The organism is Leifsonia sp. PS1209, assembly GCF_012317045.1.
Classification (GTDB): domain Bacteria; phylum Actinomycetota; class Actinomycetes; order Actinomycetales; family Microbacteriaceae; genus Leifsonia.
Window position 1 is genome coordinate 3,499,467 of sequence record NZ_CP051154.1, and the last position, 14,913, is coordinate 3,514,379.

The 14,913-nt window shown below is 70.1% G+C and carries 15 protein-coding genes; 3 read left to right on the forward strand and 12 right to left on the reverse strand.

Features of this window, described 5'->3' with window-relative positions; genetic code table 11:
* Positions 1-46 precede the first annotated feature (46 nt).
* Entirely contained in the window at positions 47-523 is a 477-nt protein-coding gene (locus tag HF024_RS16690) for a GyrI-like domain-containing protein (protein WP_168690332.1), read from the forward strand.
* Positions 524-558: 35 nt separating this feature from the next.
* Here the strand turns inward: HF024_RS16690 and HF024_RS16695 are convergent, their stop codons facing one another.
* The 9 genes from HF024_RS16695 to HF024_RS16735 form a co-directional block, all read right to left on the reverse strand.
* On the reverse strand, positions 559-1,017 hold the full coding sequence (locus tag HF024_RS16695; protein WP_247597166.1) for a MarR family transcriptional regulator: 459 nt from the start codon (positions 1,015-1,017) through the stop codon (positions 559-561).
* A gap of 15 nt (positions 1,018-1,032) precedes the next feature.
* On the reverse strand, positions 1,033-2,775 hold the full coding sequence (locus HF024_RS16700; RefSeq protein WP_168690333.1) for an MFS transporter: 1,743 nt from the start codon (positions 2,773-2,775) through the stop codon (positions 1,033-1,035).
* A 78-nt stretch (positions 2,776-2,853) separates the two neighbouring features.
* Positions 2,854-3,906 carry an SIS domain-containing protein gene (locus HF024_RS16705; RefSeq protein WP_168690334.1) on the reverse strand — a complete coding sequence of 351 codons (1,053 nt, stop codon included), beginning with the start codon at positions 3,904-3,906 and terminating at the stop codon, positions 2,854-2,856.
* Positions 3,903-4,667, reverse strand: a complete 765-nt coding sequence (locus HF024_RS16710; protein ID WP_085370510.1) for an ATP-binding cassette domain-containing protein — start codon at positions 4,665-4,667, stop codon at positions 3,903-3,905. The genes HF024_RS16705 and HF024_RS16710 overlap by 4 nt, the downstream gene beginning before the upstream one ends.
* On the reverse strand, positions 4,664-5,890 hold the full coding sequence (locus HF024_RS16715; RefSeq protein WP_168690335.1) for an alanine racemase: 1,227 nt from the start codon (positions 5,888-5,890) through the stop codon (positions 4,664-4,666). Before HF024_RS16715 ends, HF024_RS16710 begins: the two co-directional genes overlap by 4 nt.
* Before the next feature lie 27 nt (positions 5,891-5,917).
* On the reverse strand, positions 5,918-6,898 hold the full coding sequence (locus tag HF024_RS16720; RefSeq protein ID WP_085370512.1) for an ABC transporter permease: 981 nt from the start codon (positions 6,896-6,898) through the stop codon (positions 5,918-5,920).
* Positions 6,895-7,836, reverse strand: coding sequence for an ROK family protein (locus HF024_RS16725; protein WP_168690336.1), 942 nt, complete (start codon positions 7,834-7,836; stop codon positions 6,895-6,897). The genes HF024_RS16720 and HF024_RS16725 overlap by 4 nt, the downstream gene beginning before the upstream one ends.
* Complete coding sequence (locus tag HF024_RS16730) at positions 7,833-8,843, reverse strand: aryldialkylphosphatase (RefSeq protein WP_168690337.1); 1,011 nt, start codon at positions 8,841-8,843, stop codon at positions 7,833-7,835. The genes HF024_RS16725 and HF024_RS16730 overlap by 4 nt, the downstream gene beginning before the upstream one ends.
* A gap of 124 nt (positions 8,844-8,967) precedes the next feature.
* Complete coding sequence (locus HF024_RS16735) at positions 8,968-10,089, reverse strand: substrate-binding domain-containing protein (protein ID WP_085370515.1); 1,122 nt, start codon at positions 10,087-10,089, stop codon at positions 8,968-8,970.
* Positions 10,090-10,334: 245 nt separating this feature from the next.
* Here HF024_RS16735 and HF024_RS16740 point away from each other — a divergent pair, with 245 nt between their 5' ends.
* On the forward strand, positions 10,335-11,516 hold the full coding sequence (locus HF024_RS16740; RefSeq protein ID WP_168690338.1) for an ROK family transcriptional regulator: 1,182 nt from the start codon (positions 10,335-10,337) through the stop codon (positions 11,514-11,516).
* Positions 11,517-11,538: 22 nt separating this feature from the next.
* On the opposite strand, the gene HF024_RS16745 is transcribed toward HF024_RS16740, so the two are convergent.
* A complete protein-coding gene (locus HF024_RS16745) occupies positions 11,539-12,234 on the reverse strand; it encodes an alpha/beta hydrolase (RefSeq protein ID WP_247597167.1) in 696 nt (231 codons plus the stop codon).
* Positions 12,231-13,010 carry an alpha/beta hydrolase gene (locus HF024_RS16750; protein ID WP_168690339.1) on the reverse strand — a complete coding sequence of 260 codons (780 nt, stop codon included), beginning with the start codon at positions 13,008-13,010 and terminating at the stop codon, positions 12,231-12,233. Before HF024_RS16750 ends, HF024_RS16745 begins: the two co-directional genes overlap by 4 nt.
* A gap of 107 nt (positions 13,011-13,117) precedes the next feature.
* Here HF024_RS16750 and HF024_RS16755 point away from each other — a divergent pair, with 107 nt between their 5' ends.
* Positions 13,118-13,873 (forward strand): alpha/beta hydrolase, encoded by a 756-nt coding sequence (locus tag HF024_RS16755; protein ID WP_247597168.1) that lies wholly within the window; start codon positions 13,118-13,120, stop codon positions 13,871-13,873.
* Here the strand turns inward: HF024_RS16755 and HF024_RS16760 are convergent.
* Positions 13,870-14,847: an aldo/keto reductase gene (locus HF024_RS16760; protein ID WP_085370519.1), complete on the reverse strand. Its 978-nt coding sequence runs from the start codon at positions 14,845-14,847 to the stop codon at positions 13,870-13,872. The genes HF024_RS16755 and HF024_RS16760 overlap by 4 nt on opposite strands.
* Positions 14,848-14,913: the final 66 nt, after the last annotated feature.

A 14,913-nucleotide genomic window follows, 5' to 3' on the forward strand; every position in this document is an offset into this window, starting at 1 on the left:
TTCGGGGAACAACGCTGCCACTGCGTTGCGCTGCGAAGGAGCACGAATGTCGACACCCATCGAGTATCGGCCGCTGGATGCGGTCACCGTCTATGCGGTGCGCGGAACGGCACCCGGCACAGGTCCGGAGAAGGTCGGCCCCGTCGTCGGACCCCTGATCGGCGCGCTCGACCAGGCGCTGACCGCGGCAGGGCGTCCCCTTCTCGCCCCCTCCACGTTCTGGTACGAACCGCTCGACGACGGCGGGATGGCGGTCTCCATCTCGTATCCCGCCGAGAATCCGCCGCAACCGGGCGACGGTTACGACGTGGTCGAGCTTCCCGCGGTCCCGCTGGCGGCGACGCGGCTGCACCGGGGCGACATGTCCGGCATCGGCGACTCCTGGATGGCCCTGATCGATCAGCTTTCCGCGGACGGCTATCGCATCACCGGTCCGACGCGTGAGGTCTACCTGGAGGCGGCGGGGCACGAGCCGGGTCCCGACTGGGTCACCGAACTCCAGGCGCCCGTCGAGCGCGCGTAGCCGGCGGGTACGGAGCGCGACGACGGCCGGCGCCGCTAGGAGACGTGCGCGGCAGCCTCCAGCGCCGGCAGGGCCGCCGCGAGCGCCGTGACCTGCTCCGGTGTCAGCTCGGCGATGATCGACTGCACCGTGCGGGCCCGGTCGGAGCGGGCGCGCAGGAGCAGCTCGATGCCGGCCTCGGTGCCGCTGACGAACGACGAGCGGCCGTCGTCCGGGTCCGGCTCGCGCTGCACCAGGCCGCGCGACTCGAGGTCGGCGACCACGCGGGTGATGGTCGGGGCGGCGACAACCTCGATGGCGGCGAGCTCGCCGGGGCGCAGCGGCCCGCGGCGGACGATGGTGGACAGCGCGGAGAGCTGGCCGTGGCTCAGGTCGCCGGTCGACGAGCGCATCCGGCGGTTGAGGCGGCCGACCGCGAGCGCCAGGCGTCCGGCGAGGTCGTCGTCGTTCAGGGCGGAGCGTCCGTCCACGGACCGCCCCTTCTCGGTCACCACGGTCGTTCCTTCACGCTATGCGCGGCTCGCACCGACTTCCTCGCCTTCTTCGCTGACCGCCCGGGATTCTGCGATCTTCTCCTCATGAACATACTTGCCGCCGCCTGCGAATGAGGCGATAGCTCCGATGATGCTCATGATGGCGGCGGCGATGAAGACGACGACGAGGCCGTCGTGGAACGGTCCGGAGATCAGCTGGGGGAAGAACTCCTTGCCGGTGAGGGTGGCCGCATCCACGTGGGGGCTGCTGAGCACGCCCGTCGGCCCGAGCAGGCTCGCGATCGGGTTGTAGCCGAGGAAGGCGGCGAACAGGCTGCCGACCGGAGGGGTCGCGCCGATCTGCGTCGCGACGGCGTGCGGGACGCCGTGCGTGGTGAGCCCGTTCGTGAGCGCCGTCGGCAGGGCCACGGAGAGGCCGGCGATCATCAGCGAGAAGAAGATGCCGATGGACAGCGAGCTTCCCGCGTTGAGGGCGACGCCCGCCATTCCGGATGCTGCCCCGCGCTCGTTCGCCGGCACGCTGTTCATGATGGAGGTGCGGTTCGGCGACGAGAACAGGCCGGAGCCGATGCCGTTGAGGCCGGTGAGCACGGCGAACTGCCAGTAGTCGAAGTTCACCGGGATGAGCAGCAGGCCCACGAAGGTGACCGCCACGAGCGAGAGGCCGACCGTCGCGAAGACGCGCGAGCCGTACCGGTCGGACAGCGCGCCGGAGATCGGCCCTGCGACCAGGAAGCCGACCGTGATCGGCAGCATGTAGATGCCGGCCCAGAGCGGCGTCGACTCGTAGCTGTAGCCGTGCAGCGGCAGCCAGATGCCCTGCAGCCAGATGATCAGCATGAACTGCAGGCCGCCGCGCCCGATGGCGGCGAGGAACCCGGCGAAGATGCCGGACGAGAACGACCGGATGCGGAACAGCCGCATGTCGAACATCGGCGACTTCACCCGCAGCTCGATCAGGACGAACGCCGCCAGCAGCACGATGCCGCCGATGATCGAGCCCAGCACCCACGGGTTGCCCCAGCCTTGCGAGCTTCCGCCGTACGGCTGGATGCCGTACGTGATGCCGGTGAGCAGGGCGATCAGGCCGACCGCGAACGTGGCGTTGCCGATCCAGTCGATCCTGCCCGGGTTCTTCTGGCCCACCTCGTGCAGCGACTTGTACGACCAGATGGTCCCGATGATGCCGATCGGCACGGAGACGAAGAACACCGCACGCCAGTCGATCTCGGCGAGCACCCCGCCGACGATGAGGCCGATGAAGCTTCCCGCGATGGCCGCGACCTGGTTGAGGCCGAGGGCGAACCCGCGCTTGTTGGCGGGGAACGCATCCGTGAGGATGGCGGTCGAGTTCGCGAACAGCGCCGCGCCGCCGACGCCCTGCACGAACCGCCACACGATCAGCCACATCGCGGCAGGTCCGCCGGTGAACGGGTCGAGCGACAGCGCGATGGCGGCCACGGTGAAGATGACGAACCCGGCGTTGTAGATCTTCACGCGCCCGAACTGGTCGCCCATCCTCCCGAACATCACGACCAGCACGGCGGTGACGAGCATGTAGCCCATCAGCATCCAGAGCAGGTAGGAGACGTTGCCCGGTTCGAGCGGGTTGAGCTTGATGCCGGTGAAGATCGCGGGGAGCGAGATGATGACGATCGACGAGTTGATCGTCGCCATCAGCATCCCGAGGGTGGTGTTACTGAGCGCGACCCACTTGTAGTGCGGGTGATCCTTGGCGAACATGCCGGTGGGTGGCAAAAGAGTGCGTCCTTCGAGTTGGTTTATATGCATTAACTATATAACTCGAAGGGCGGCGGCGGAACGGCCGCGGGAGCGTCACACGGTCAGCGTGACCTTCTTCAGCCCCGCGGGGTTGTCCGGGTCGAGGCCGCGGCCGACGGCCAGCTCCAGGGCGATGCGCTGCAGCGGCACGATCTCGCGCAGGGGAAGCAGTTCGTCGTCCTGCTCGTCCAGCGGGAGGTGCACGGCGGCGCCGTCGACCAGACCGGGGCCGAGTTCGATCACGCGTGCGCCGAGTGCCGTGGCCCCGGAGGCGAACGACAGCACGGAGTCGCGTCCGGCGGGGCTGCCGGTGAGGGCGACCACCACCGAGCCGGGGACCACCTGGCCGAGCGGGCCGTGCGTCGCGTCGGCCGCGCTCCAGCCCGAGGCCGCGATCGCGTTCGTCTCCATCAGCTTCAGCGCGCCCTCGCGGGCGGTCGACATCGAGTATCCGCGGCCGACGACGATCACCCTGTCGACGCCGGAGAGGGCTGCGACCGCGGCGTCCACGGCTGCGGGAGCGGCGAGGTCGGCTGCGACCGAGGCGGCGATCCCGCGCACGCGCTCGTCGAGCTCCGGCCATCCTGTTCCGGCTGCGCGGTGCAGGGTCAGCGCGAGAGCGAGGAGTTCGGCGGTGTACGTCTTCGTGGCGGCGACCGACGTCTCCGGGCCCGCCGCAAGCGAGACGTGAACATCGGCGGCCCCGGCGAGCGCGCTGCCCGGATCGTTGGAGAAACCGATCACCGGCACGTCGGCCGCCGCGATGGAGGCGACGGTCGCGAGCAGGTCGGGAGAGCTGCCGGACTGCGAGACGGCGAGCGCGACCGAGCGCGGGAAGGCGAGCTGGGTGCCGAAGCCGGTGACACTGGCCGGGGTCGCGAGCATCGCCGGGATGCGCAGCAAGTTGTGGGCGAGGTACTGGGCGTACATCGCGGCGTGGTCGCTCGACCCGCGTGCCGCGAAGACCAGGAGTTCCGGCCGCTGCGACGTGATCAGCTCTGCCGCGGCGTCGATCGACGCGCGGGCGTCGAGGAGGTCGAGCCAACGGTCGGGCTGCTCGGCGATCTCCGCGCGCATCCGGTGGCCGGCGACGGTTTCGCCGCTCACGAGCTGAGCCCCGTGATCATCGCGACCAGTTCGTTGTGGCTGGTCTCGTCGATGCGCTTGGTGCCCACCTGCGTTCCGCGGCGCAGCACGGAGACGCGGTCGGCGACCCGGAACACCTGCTCCATGTTGTGGCTGACGATCAGCACGGCGGCCCCGCGCTCCTTCAGCTTCAGGATCAGCTCCTCCACCTTGGCGGTCTCCGCGACGCCGAGGGCGGCGGTCGGCTCGTCCATCAGCACCAGGCTGCTGGCCCAGTGGGTGGCCCGGGCGATCGCGATCCCCTGGCGCTGGCCGCCGGAGAGGTCGCTCAGCGTGGCACGCGCCGACGGGATGCGCACATCCAGTTCGTCGACGAGCGCCTGCGTGCGCGCGGCCATCGTCTTGCGGTCGAGCGTTCCGAAGGGCTTGCGCCTGAGCTCTCTGCCGAGGAACAGGTTCATGTATACCGGCTGCAGGTCGACGAGCGCGAGGTCCTGGTAGACCACCTCGACTCCTCTGCTCCTGGCGTCCGACGGGTCGCGGAAGCTGGCCCGCTCGCCGTTGACCCAGATCTCGCCGTCGGTCGGCTGGTACATGCCGGAGATGATCTTGACCAGCGTCGACTTGCCAGCGCCGTTGTCGCCGACGAGGGCGACGATCTCGCCAGGCTCGATCTCGAGGTCGAAGCGCTTGATGGCGACGATGCCGCCGAAGTGCTTGGTGATGCCGTCGAGCCGAAGCGGCTTCACCGTCGTGTCCTGCGGAGCGGTGGTGGGGGTCATGCTGTCCTCCCGGATGCGGCGAGCGCCGCCGCGGTCGTGATGGGTGCAGAGCCGTCGGCCGACCAGATGCCTGCGACGGTGGGGTTTCCGGTGCTGAGCCCGGCGATGCCGGCTGTGAGGCCGCGGGTGACGAAGACCTGCGGGCGGAATCCGAACAGCACGGTGTCCCCCGGCTGAACGGTGCGGCCGGAGAGCGGGATGGTGGCGTAGTAGTCGATGGCCTCCGGAGCCGGCATGTCGACCAGCAGCTCGGGGGCGGATGCGGTGTCCGCTCCCTGTCCGACGATCAGGGCACTCGTCGTGGTCCCGCCGAGCACGGGGTCGACGTAGAGGCCGCCGCCGAACACGTACGCATCGCCGTTCCAGAGGTGCGACACCTCGGAGACGTACGCGATGGCCGGCTCCTCGATGAGGTCGTGGGCGGCGTGCAGCGGCGTCGTCCCTGTGAGGCCGTGGCCCGGTTCGACCTGCGTCGCCCCTGCGGCGGCGAGGGTCTCGAGGACGGACACGGACGTGGTTCCCGGGGCGTTGACCTGGACGCCAGTGCGGCCGGCGCCTTCGAGCGCACGGAGCGCCGTCGTCAGGGTCTCCAGGTTGTGGGTGGAGCGGGCGGTGCCGGTCTCCGCGTCGAACAGGGTCGCGGGGAAGGTGGTGATGCCGGCGAACCGCACGCCGGGGATGGCGTCGACCCTGTCGGCCGCCGCGACGATGTCGGCTGCGTCGAATCCGCCCTCGTGGCCGCGGTAGAACCGGTCGCCGGGAGCTGCGATGCGCAGCAGCACGTCCTGCACCCTGCCGCGTTCCGTTGCCGCCGCACCGGCCTCGCGCGCCTTCTGCTCCGAGAAGACGGTCCAGTAGAGCGGTTCGAGCGCCGCGGCGTCCGCGGCCGAGTGGCGGGGGATCTGCACGAGGTGGCCGAGGTGGCCGATGGCCAGGCCGCCGCTCGCCGCTGCGACCGCGCACTCCAGGTCGACGCCGACGGCGTGACCGATGCCTCCGGCCGCGATGGCACGGGATGCGTCCGGGTTGCGGCCGATCTGCTTGGTCATGGCGAACGGCGTGAGACCGAGCCTGGCCGACTCCGCCGCGAGGGCGGAGGCGTTGCGGGTGACCGCATCCAGGTCGATGACGTAGGTGTTGGGCGGGATGGCGCCGCTCTGGTGGAACCGGGTGGCCGCGTCGAGCAGTGCCTGGTTGCGGCGGCGGAGGAGGTCGAGGAACATCGTTTGTCTTCCTTACTGTCTTCCCGGCTAGTTGCTCTTCTTGGCGCGGAGGGAGAGCGAGACCGCCACCAGGATGATCGCGCCGCGCACGATCATCTGCTGTGCGACGGTGAGCCCGCCGAGGAGCAGCCCGTAGTTGATCATGCTCATGAAGAGGCTGCCGACCAGGGCGCCGATGATCGAGCCCTTTCCTCCGGTGAGCGCGGTTCCTCCGACGATCACGGCGGCGAGCACGCTCATCAGGTCCGAGCTGCCGAGCGTGTACGTCGCACCGGCCAGCCGCCCCGCATAGAGCAGACCGGCGAGTGCCGCCGTCACTCCACTGACGATGAACACGGCCATCCGGACGCGGTTGACCTTGATGCCGCTGACCGCGGCAGCCGCCGCCTTGTTGCCGACGGCGAGCACGTGGGCGCCGAACGCCCGCTGACGGAGCACGTGCCAGCCGATCGCCGTCACCGCCGCCGTCCACCAGATCAGAATCGGGATGCCGAGCAGCGTTCCACCGCCGAAGAGCCAGCCGAACGCTGCATCGGTCACCGGCACGGACTGCAGGTTGGTCGACTGCTGGGCGAGGCCGGTGATGAGTCCCATCGTCGCCAGCGTGACGAGGAAGGACGGCAGCCGAACGAGCGTGACGAAGATGCCGTTGACCGCGCCGATGACGGCGCCGACCGCGAGGCCGGCGATGGCCGCGATCAGCCACTGGTGCGTGCTCTGCAGCGTGACGGCCGCGACCAGGGCGGAGAGGGCGACGGTCGAGCCGATCGAGAGGTCGATCTCGCCGAGGCTGAGCACGAACACCGTGCCGATCGCCATCACCGTGATCGGCGTCGCCTGGGTGATGATGTTGACCAGCGTCGTGCCGTTGAGGAAGTTGCCGCCCTGGGTGATGGCGAAGTAGAGGAACACCACCACGAACCCGATGTAGACGACGTACTGCCGCCAGTCCGCGTGACGCAGCCGTTCGCCGACGGTCATCCTGCCGTCGGTGGTCGATACAGTCATGATGCTTCTCTTTCCGTGCTGAGCAGTGCGGCGTCGATGGCGAGACGGACGGCGCCGAGGATGGGGGCATTGGAACCGAGGCGGCTGATGCGCACCTCGATCGTCGGCCGGCCGAGTTCGCCGAGCCAGTGGAGGACGGGTGCGAGCAACTCCTCGCGGCTGCCGATGCCGCCGCCGAGGACGAACAATCCAGGATCGACGACGGCGTCGACGGAGACGATCGCGTGGGCGAGCCAGCGCGCCTCCTCGTCGAGCGACGCCGCCGCATCCCGGTCTCCGTCGCCGGAGCGCTCGAAGACGTCGACGGTGGTCGAACCGGTGCTGCCGGATGCGCGCTCGTAGCGCTGGACGATCGCCTCACCGCTGACGACCTCCTCCAGCGGGCCGCGGCGGTGGTTGGCGGGGTCGAGCGGGTCGGCGCCGATCGGCAGGTAGCCGATCTCGCCCGCGGCACCGCGGACGCCCTGCCAGACGCGGCGGTCGAGCACGAGCCCGACGCCGATGCCGGTGCCGACGGAGACGAAGGCGAAGCTGTCGACCTCTGCTCCCACGCCGTCGTGCAGTTCGCCGAGCGCTGCGATGTTCACGTCGTTGTCGATCACGACGGCGTGCCCCAGTCGCCTTTCGAGCTCGGCGACCACGCCGAAGCCTTCGAGGCCGCCGAGGTTCGGCGCGAGGTCGAAGTGGCCCGCGTCCGCGTCCGGCACTCCCGCTCCGCCGACCGCCGTTGCGACGACGGCTGCTCCGGATGCGCCGACCGCCGCGGCGAGGGCGGACACGATCTCCGTCACCTGCGCGACGATCTCGCGCCCGTCGAGGGTCGGCTGGGTCAGCTCGTGCAGGACGTCGCCCGTGATGGTCGCGATGCCTGCGCGGATCTTCGTTCCGCCGAGGTCGATGCCGACGACGTAGCGGCCGTCGGCGCGCGCGGCGCTCATACGGCCTCCAGGACGGCAGCGGGGTTGGCCGCGAGCATCGTCTCGATGGCGGCGTCGGAGACACCACGCTCCTGCAGCGCGGGCACGAAGACCGTTCCGAGGTACGAGTATCCGAGGGCGCCGTGGGTGCCGGGGTTCATCCACACCTCCGCGCCGGTCAGGTCCTGTGCGAGCAGGATGCGGTCGGCCAGCCCGTCCGCGACGAGTCCGGCGACGAGGTCGGCGCGTCCAGCATCCGATCGGTGGAACGATTGCTTGGCGTACTCGCCGTCGTCGCGCGCGTCGGGCACCGGACCGAGGAAGAACTCCCAGTCCTCCTTGCCGATCGTGTCGACGGCCACCCGGGCGCCGGCGTCGATCACCCGGCGCGGCAGTTCGGAGCCGAGCTGGGTGTCGATGTGCCCGACGACCACGCGGTCGAGGTCGATGCCCTCCGAGCGGAGGATGTCGAGCTGCTCCAGCGCTTGGGTGCCGTGCGTGGTGTGCGTCATGATGCCGAGTCCCGTCGCGCGCTGGGCCCTGGCAACGGCACGGAGGCACTTCTCCTCGTGCGGCGTGATCTCGCCCAGGCTGGTCGCCTGCTCGCCGAACACGCCGGCCCGGACACCGGAGTCGCCGATCCCCTGCTCCGCGTCGCGGATGAGGCGGGCGGTGAGGGCGTCGAGGTCGGCGTCGAGCGCCCAGCCCGGCGCGTACGCCTCGAGGTAGAGGGCCGTCCCTGACACGATGTGGAGGCCGCTGCGCCGGGAGATCTCGACGAGCTGCGCGGCGTTGTCGCCGTTCGCATCGCGGCCGACCACGTTGTACGGGCTGAGGTCGACCACGGTTCCGAAGCCGAGGTCGCGGAGCCTGGCGAGCGCATCCACCGCCCTGTCGACACTGTCGTCGCTGGTTCCCCCGGTGAGCCAGGGGCCCGGCGTGAGCGACAGCAGATGCTCGTGCGGCATCACCCGTCCGAGTTCCGCCGGGTCGACCGGGCCGAGCACGGTCATGACCTGCCGTGTCATCGTTCTCCTTCATGGTGCGTGCGGCAGGCGCTCGCGCGCGCTGTGCCGCCTGTTTCGTGTGCTGCTGGTGGAAGCCGAGCGGCCGGAGGGGGAGTCCGGCCGCTCAGCCGTTCTGGGGGGGGCGTCAGCCGGTGACGCTCGCCGGCGGCTTCACGCCGTAGTCGGCCTTCCACGCCTCGTCGAGATTGGCCTTCGTGACCTTGGTCGGAACGGACGCGACGAGCTCAGGGGCCTTCTTGCCGATGACTCCGTATGCGCCGGCCAGTGCGAGGCCCTTGCCGATGCCGATGGAGCCGTTGCCCACCATGCCCGCGACGTTCGTGCCGGACATCATCGCGGCGCCGAGCGTGGTGTCGAGGTCGTTCGTGACCACTTTGATGTCGCTGCGGCCGGATGCCTTGATGGCGGCGACGACGCCCTGCGCCGCTGTCGCCCAGGAGACGTAGATGCCCTTGAGGTTCGGGTTCTTGGCGATCATCGCGGCCGCGATGGTCTGCGTCGCCGTCTCGTCGGCGAAGCCCTCGGAGTCGACGATCTTCACATCCGGGTACTCGTAGGCCAGCCAGTCCTTGAAGGCCTTGTCGCGCTGGTTGGTGAACCAGAAGTTCGCGTTGTACGACAGGTAGCCGACCTCGCCCTTCTTGCCGAGCGCGTCGCCGAGGATCTCGGCGTTGTCCCTGCCTGCCGCTGCGAGGTCTTCGGTGACGATCGAGACGAAGTCGGTCCCCGCCTTGTATCCCTCCGGCGGCGTCGTCATGATGACGAGCTTCGTCCCGGCCTCGACGGCCGGCTTGAACGCCTTGGCGGCCGAGGTGGGGTCGACGGCGATCGTGACGATGATGCTCGGGTGCAGGGCGAGCACGGTCTGGACGTTGTTGGCCTGGGTCGCTGCGTTGAAGCTCGCCTGGGTGCTCGCCACCACGTCGATGCCGAGCTTCTTGAACTCGTCGCGGGCGCCCTTCTCGACGGCCGTGACGAAGTCGGACGAGGTGTGCCAGACGAACGCCGCGGTGTACTTGCCGTCCTCGACCTTCTTCTGCTCGTCGCTGGTGAGGGACAGCTCGGACAGCGCGCCCGGCTTCTCTCCGTTGGGACCTTCGAACACGAGGCTCGGCTTCTCGGCGGGGGTGGACGAGGAGGACGCCGCTGTTCCTGCCGAACAGCCGGTGAGCGCGAGGGCCAGTGCGAGGGCGCCGACCAAAGCGGCGCGGGCGCCGGGGCGCCGGGTGGGATGTGCTGTGCTCATGTGTGGATTGCCTTCCGGGACCGGGTTGAACTCCTGTGCGGTGGCGTCCCCCGGGCATCTCGTGACCCCGTCACCGTTGACTTGCTGAAGCCATTTTGATTTCAACAAGCAATCAAAGTCAAGCGTGAATTTGTGTCGGACAGGTTTCGGGGTGGTAAATCCTGCGAAATCCGGGCTGCGGGTGGCGCCGGATCCGCATCCTGAGCTAGTTTTGGGTTCACACTGAAGACAAAGGGGGTGGAGCGGTGCAAGACACCCGTGCCATCAACCGGAACGCCGTGCTCACCGCCCTGATGGGGTCGCGTCCGGCCAGCCGCAAGCAGATCGCGGAGCTGACCGGCATCTCCGCCGCAACGGTCACCCGCTCGGTCGATCAACTCCTCGCCGAGGGCATCGTGCGCGAGACGACGGAGATCGTGTCGGAGGCCAGAGGGCGCCGCGCGGTCGAGCTCGACATAGTGGCCGACCGCTCGTACGTGGTCGGCGTCGACCTCGGCGCATCCAACACCCGCATCATCGTGGCCGACCTGCTCGCCCGCCCGGTCTTCGCCTCCGAGACGCCCACCCCGACCACCATGCCGGAAGCCGAACTGGTGGAGTGGATCGCCGCGACGGTCCGCGAGGCGGCCGCCGATGTCTGGGACAGCGTCGAGCACGTCTGCCTCGGCCTCCCCGGCGCAGTGAGCCAGCGGGACCTCACCGTCTCCAACGCCCCCAACCTGCTCCAGGTCGAGTCGCCCACCTTCCTCGCCGCCGTGCAGCGCGCGGTGGGGCGGGCGATGCACTTCGACAACGACGCCAACTACGCCCTCCTCGGCGAGATGCACTACGGCGCCGCCCGCGGAGCCCCCAACGCCGCGATGCTCACGATCGGCTTCGGACTGGGCGCCGGTCTCGCCATCGAAGGACGCATCCTGCAGGGCGAACGCGGGCTGATCGGCGAGTTCGGCCAGCTGCCGATCGGCCCCCTCGGCACCCGGCTCGAACACATGGTGACGGGTGGAGGGATCCTGCGCAGGGCGGCAGAGGCCGGACTCCACCTGGATGCGCCGGCCGAGCTGTTCGCGGACGACGCGGGCCCCGGCCTGCTGTCGCTCAGAGGGCACTTCGACCAGGCGCTCCTCGTGGTGCTCACCGCCACGACGGTCTCCTGCGACCCGCAGACGATCGTGCTCGGAGGGGGCATCGCGAACTCGCTCATCTCCTCCATCGACCGCTACCGGATCGCCCTGGAGCAGAACCTCCGCATCTCCCCCGACATCGCCACGGCCGAGCTCGGCGACTTCTCCGGGGCGGTCGGCGCCGTCGTCGCCAGTCTGCACGCGGTCTACGCGGGACTCGGCGTCGAGGAGGTGGCGATCGTGAGCCTGCCCAACGGGGACGCGCTGACCGCCGACCAGGTCGCGCGCGCCCGAAGCCTCGCCTAGCTCGGGCCTACGCGCACCCGGCCTACACGCACCCGTCCACCACCTCCAGCAGCTCCCTGCTCGCCAGGATCCGGAAGTGGCCACCCACCGGCAGCTCGACGTTCCTCGCGCCCTCCAGCGCGCTTCCGCCCGGGATGTGCGGGTCGAACCACCCGTAGACCGACACGATGCGCTCGTTCGCCGCGCTCTCCCGCCCGAGGCGGAGCAGCGACGCGTCGGTCGGCGCGAGCGAACGGAGGCTGCGCGTCGGCAGGTAGCGTGCGTACACCGATCCGGCGAACGGCGTGCACACGGTCACCGCCAGCCGAACCCGCCCGCCGGCCGGCAGCGACGACATCAGCTGCTTGGCGATCAGGCCGCCTTTGCTGTGCGCCACGATCGTCACGTCGCGCAGGTCGTGCTCGTCCAGGTGCGCGGCGACCAGCTCGGCGCCGTCCGCGATGCTCAGGCGGTTCCGGCCGAGAGCGGCGATGACGTGCACGGCGTTGCCGCGGTCGTGCAGGTGCCTGGCGAGCGGGAGCATGAACCGCCAGGTCTCCAGGATGCCGGGCAGCAGCACGACCGTGGATGCGCCGGGCCGCCCAGCGGCGAGCACCTCCGGGTCGTCGCGGCTCACGGCGGCGCGCAGCTGGTGCCGTGCCGCGTACAGGTAGTCGAGCATCCACACTCCGGCCTTGCGGAGGGAGACGCCCGCCCACCGGAGGGGCTGCGCGGTCACCGGACGGAACCGGCCAGGAGGGCGAGCAGCCCGTCCGTCGCCTCCGGTCGCGTGTGCATGGCGAGGTGGCGGGCACCGTCGATGGTCTTCGCTCCCCCGCGCCGTGCCGACGCCGCAAGGACGGACACCCACCCCGCACGCGCGATGGGGTCCCGCTCGCCGCGGAGCACGAGCACCGGGCAATCGACCAGGGGGATGTCGTCCTCGATCCGGTAGGTCAGCATCGAGGGGAGAACGGCGAGGTACCACCGGAGGCCGCAGCGGGCGTAATCGCTGAGCACCAGCCAGTTGGCGCGCGGACGCTCCCCCGCGCAGTCGAGCGCTAGGAGGGCCGCCGCGCGGAACGGGGACCGGTCGCGCGGGTCCATCACCGGGCCCATCAGCGCGAGCGCCGCCACCGCCTCCGGCCGGTCGATGGCGAGCCTGGTGGCCACCTGCGTGCCCATCGAGTGACCGAACACGACGCATCCGGACAGGCCGAGCTCGTCGACGACCGCCGCAACGCACTCGGCGAAGTCGTCGACGCCCAGGGCGCGGCCGGGCTTCGGAGCGCGGCCGAATCCCGGCAGGTCGACGGCCACGACCCTGGCGCGTCGGGCGAGCAACGGGATGATGCGCTCGAAGTAGCGGGAGCTCACGCCGATGCCGTGGATGAGGAGGTAGTCGGGTCCGTCCGAGCCGGCGGGCCGGGCGCCGGTGTCGACGGTGACGACGGCGCGCGCCCGGTTTGCCTGCTGGGCGGTCGGGCCATCCTCGGTCTGGGCATCCTTGGTCACTCTCGAGTTGTACACCTGGCCGCGCCGGGATCAATGGCCGCGCACGGCCGACACAGATAGTCAGCCTGCTTATAATCGGCAATGACCGACCGAATCGAGGAGCCAGGATGCCGCGAACGAACCGCCGAGGGATGCGCACCGCCGTCCGCATCCTGATCTCCGTCGTCGCCGTGCTCGCCCTCGTGGTGGTCGGCTTCCTCGCCTGGGCGAACACGCCCATGATGGGCGACCGAGCGCGGGCGATCGACGTGTGGACCGACCCGGCGGTCAGCATCACCGACGAGGGAGACTCGGTGCTGCTCGCGCCGACGGGGGACGCATCCGGCCAGGGGCTGGTGTTCGTGCCCGGCGCGCTGGTCGACCCGTACGCCTACCTCTACAAGCTCGCCGGCGCTGTGGAGGACACCGGGCTGACCGTCGTCGTGACCAAGCCGACGCTGAACCTGGCGTTCTTCGACCAGCGGCCGCTGTCGACGTTCACCTCCCACGCACCGGAGGTGGCCTCGTGGTACGTCGGCGGCCACTCGCTCGGCGGGGTGCGCGCCTGCCAGCTCGCCGACGACACGGACGTGGACGGGCTCATCCTGTTCGGCAGCTACTGCGCGAACGACCTCAGCCGCAGCGACCTGCGCGTGCTCTCGATCGGCGGGGGCGCGGACGGCCTGAGCACCCCCGCGAAGATCGCGGCGGCCAGACCGCTGCTGCCCGCAGACGCCACGATGGTCGAGATCCCCGGCATGAACCACGCCCAGTTCGGCGACTACGGGCCGCAGCCGGGCGACAACCCTGCCGGCATCACGAACGATCGGGCGCGCGACAGGATCACCGAGACGCTCACCGCGTTCCTCGGGAAGTCCGGCTAGAAGCCTTCCGCCCTCCTCGGCGTGTACGGGGCTTCGAGGGCCGCGCACTCCTCCGGCGTGAGGGTCAGGTCCACCGAGGCGACGGCATCCACCAGGTGCTGCTGCTTCGTCGCGCCGACGATGGGCGCCGTCACCGCGCCCTGCTGACGCACCCAGGCGAGCGCCACCTGCGCCCGTGAGACGCCGCGCGCCTCCGCCACCTCGGCGACAGCGGCCACGATGCGCCGGTTCGACTCCTCCTCGCCGCGATACAGCGTCGCGCCGAACACATCCCCGGCCGAACGGTCGGTGCTGACACCCCAGTCGCGCGTCAGCACGCCGCGGGCGAGCGGGGACCACGGGATGACGCCGACGCCCTGATCGACGCACAGCGGATGCATCTCCCGCTCCTCCTCGCGCTGCAGCAGGTTGTACTGGTCCTGCATCGAGACGAACCGCGCCCATCCATTGGCCTGGGCGGTGTGCTGCGCCTTGGCGAACTGCCACGCCCACATCGACGACGCACCGATGTAGCGCGCCTTGCCGGAGCGCACGACGTCGTTCAGCGCCTCCATCGTCTCCTCGATCGGGGTAGACGGGTCCCAGCGGTGGATCTGATACAGGTCGACGTGATCGGTGCCGAGACGACGCAGGCTGTCGTCGATGGCCGACAGGATGTGCGCCCGCGACAGGCCGGCCTGGTTCGGCCCCTCGCCCATCCGACCGTGCACCTTGGTGGCGATGACCACCTCGTCGCGCGTCGCGAAGTCGGCGAGCGCCCTGCCGACGATCTCCTCGCTCGTGCCGTCCGAGTACACGTCGGCCGTGTCGAACGTGGTGATCCCGGACTCCAGGGCGCTCCGGATGAACGGCCGGCTCTGCTCCTCCGGCAGGCTCCACGGGTGCGCGCCGCGCTCCGGAACGCCGTAGCTCATACAGCCGAGCACGACCGCCGAGATCTTCAGTCCGGTGCTGCCGAGGTTGACGTACTGCATGGGTGCTCCGTTCGCTGCCGACTGGGAGCAACGCTACTCGCGCCCAGCGAGATGCCACGAACTGTC

Coding starts and splice junctions, on each gene's coding strand:
- HF024_RS16690 (WP_168690332.1), top strand. CDS start 47: ATGTCGACACCCATCGAGTATCGGCCGCTGGATGCGGTCACCGTCTAT.
- HF024_RS16755 (WP_247597168.1), top strand. CDS start 13,118: ATGCCGCGAACGAACCGCCGAGGGATGCGCACCGCCGTCCGCATCCTG.
- HF024_RS16735 (WP_085370515.1), bottom strand. CDS start 10,089: ATGAGCACAGCACATCCCACCCGGCGCCCCGGCGCCCGCGCCGCTTTG.
- HF024_RS16730 (WP_168690337.1), bottom strand. CDS start 8,843: ATGACACGGCAGGTCATGACCGTGCTCGGCCCGGTCGACCCGGCGGAA.
- HF024_RS16715 (WP_168690335.1), bottom strand. CDS start 5,890: ATGTTCCTCGACCTCCTCCGCCGCCGCAACCAGGCACTGCTCGACGCG.
- HF024_RS16725 (WP_168690336.1), bottom strand. CDS start 7,836: ATGAGCGCCGCGCGCGCCGACGGCCGCTACGTCGTCGGCATCGACCTC.
- HF024_RS16720 (WP_085370512.1), bottom strand. CDS start 6,898: ATGACTGTATCGACCACCGACGGCAGGATGACCGTCGGCGAACGGCTG.
- HF024_RS16710 (WP_085370510.1), bottom strand. CDS start 4,667: ATGACCCCCACCACCGCTCCGCAGGACACGACGGTGAAGCCGCTTCGG.
- HF024_RS16760 (WP_085370519.1), bottom strand. CDS start 14,847: ATGCAGTACGTCAACCTCGGCAGCACCGGACTGAAGATCTCGGCGGTC.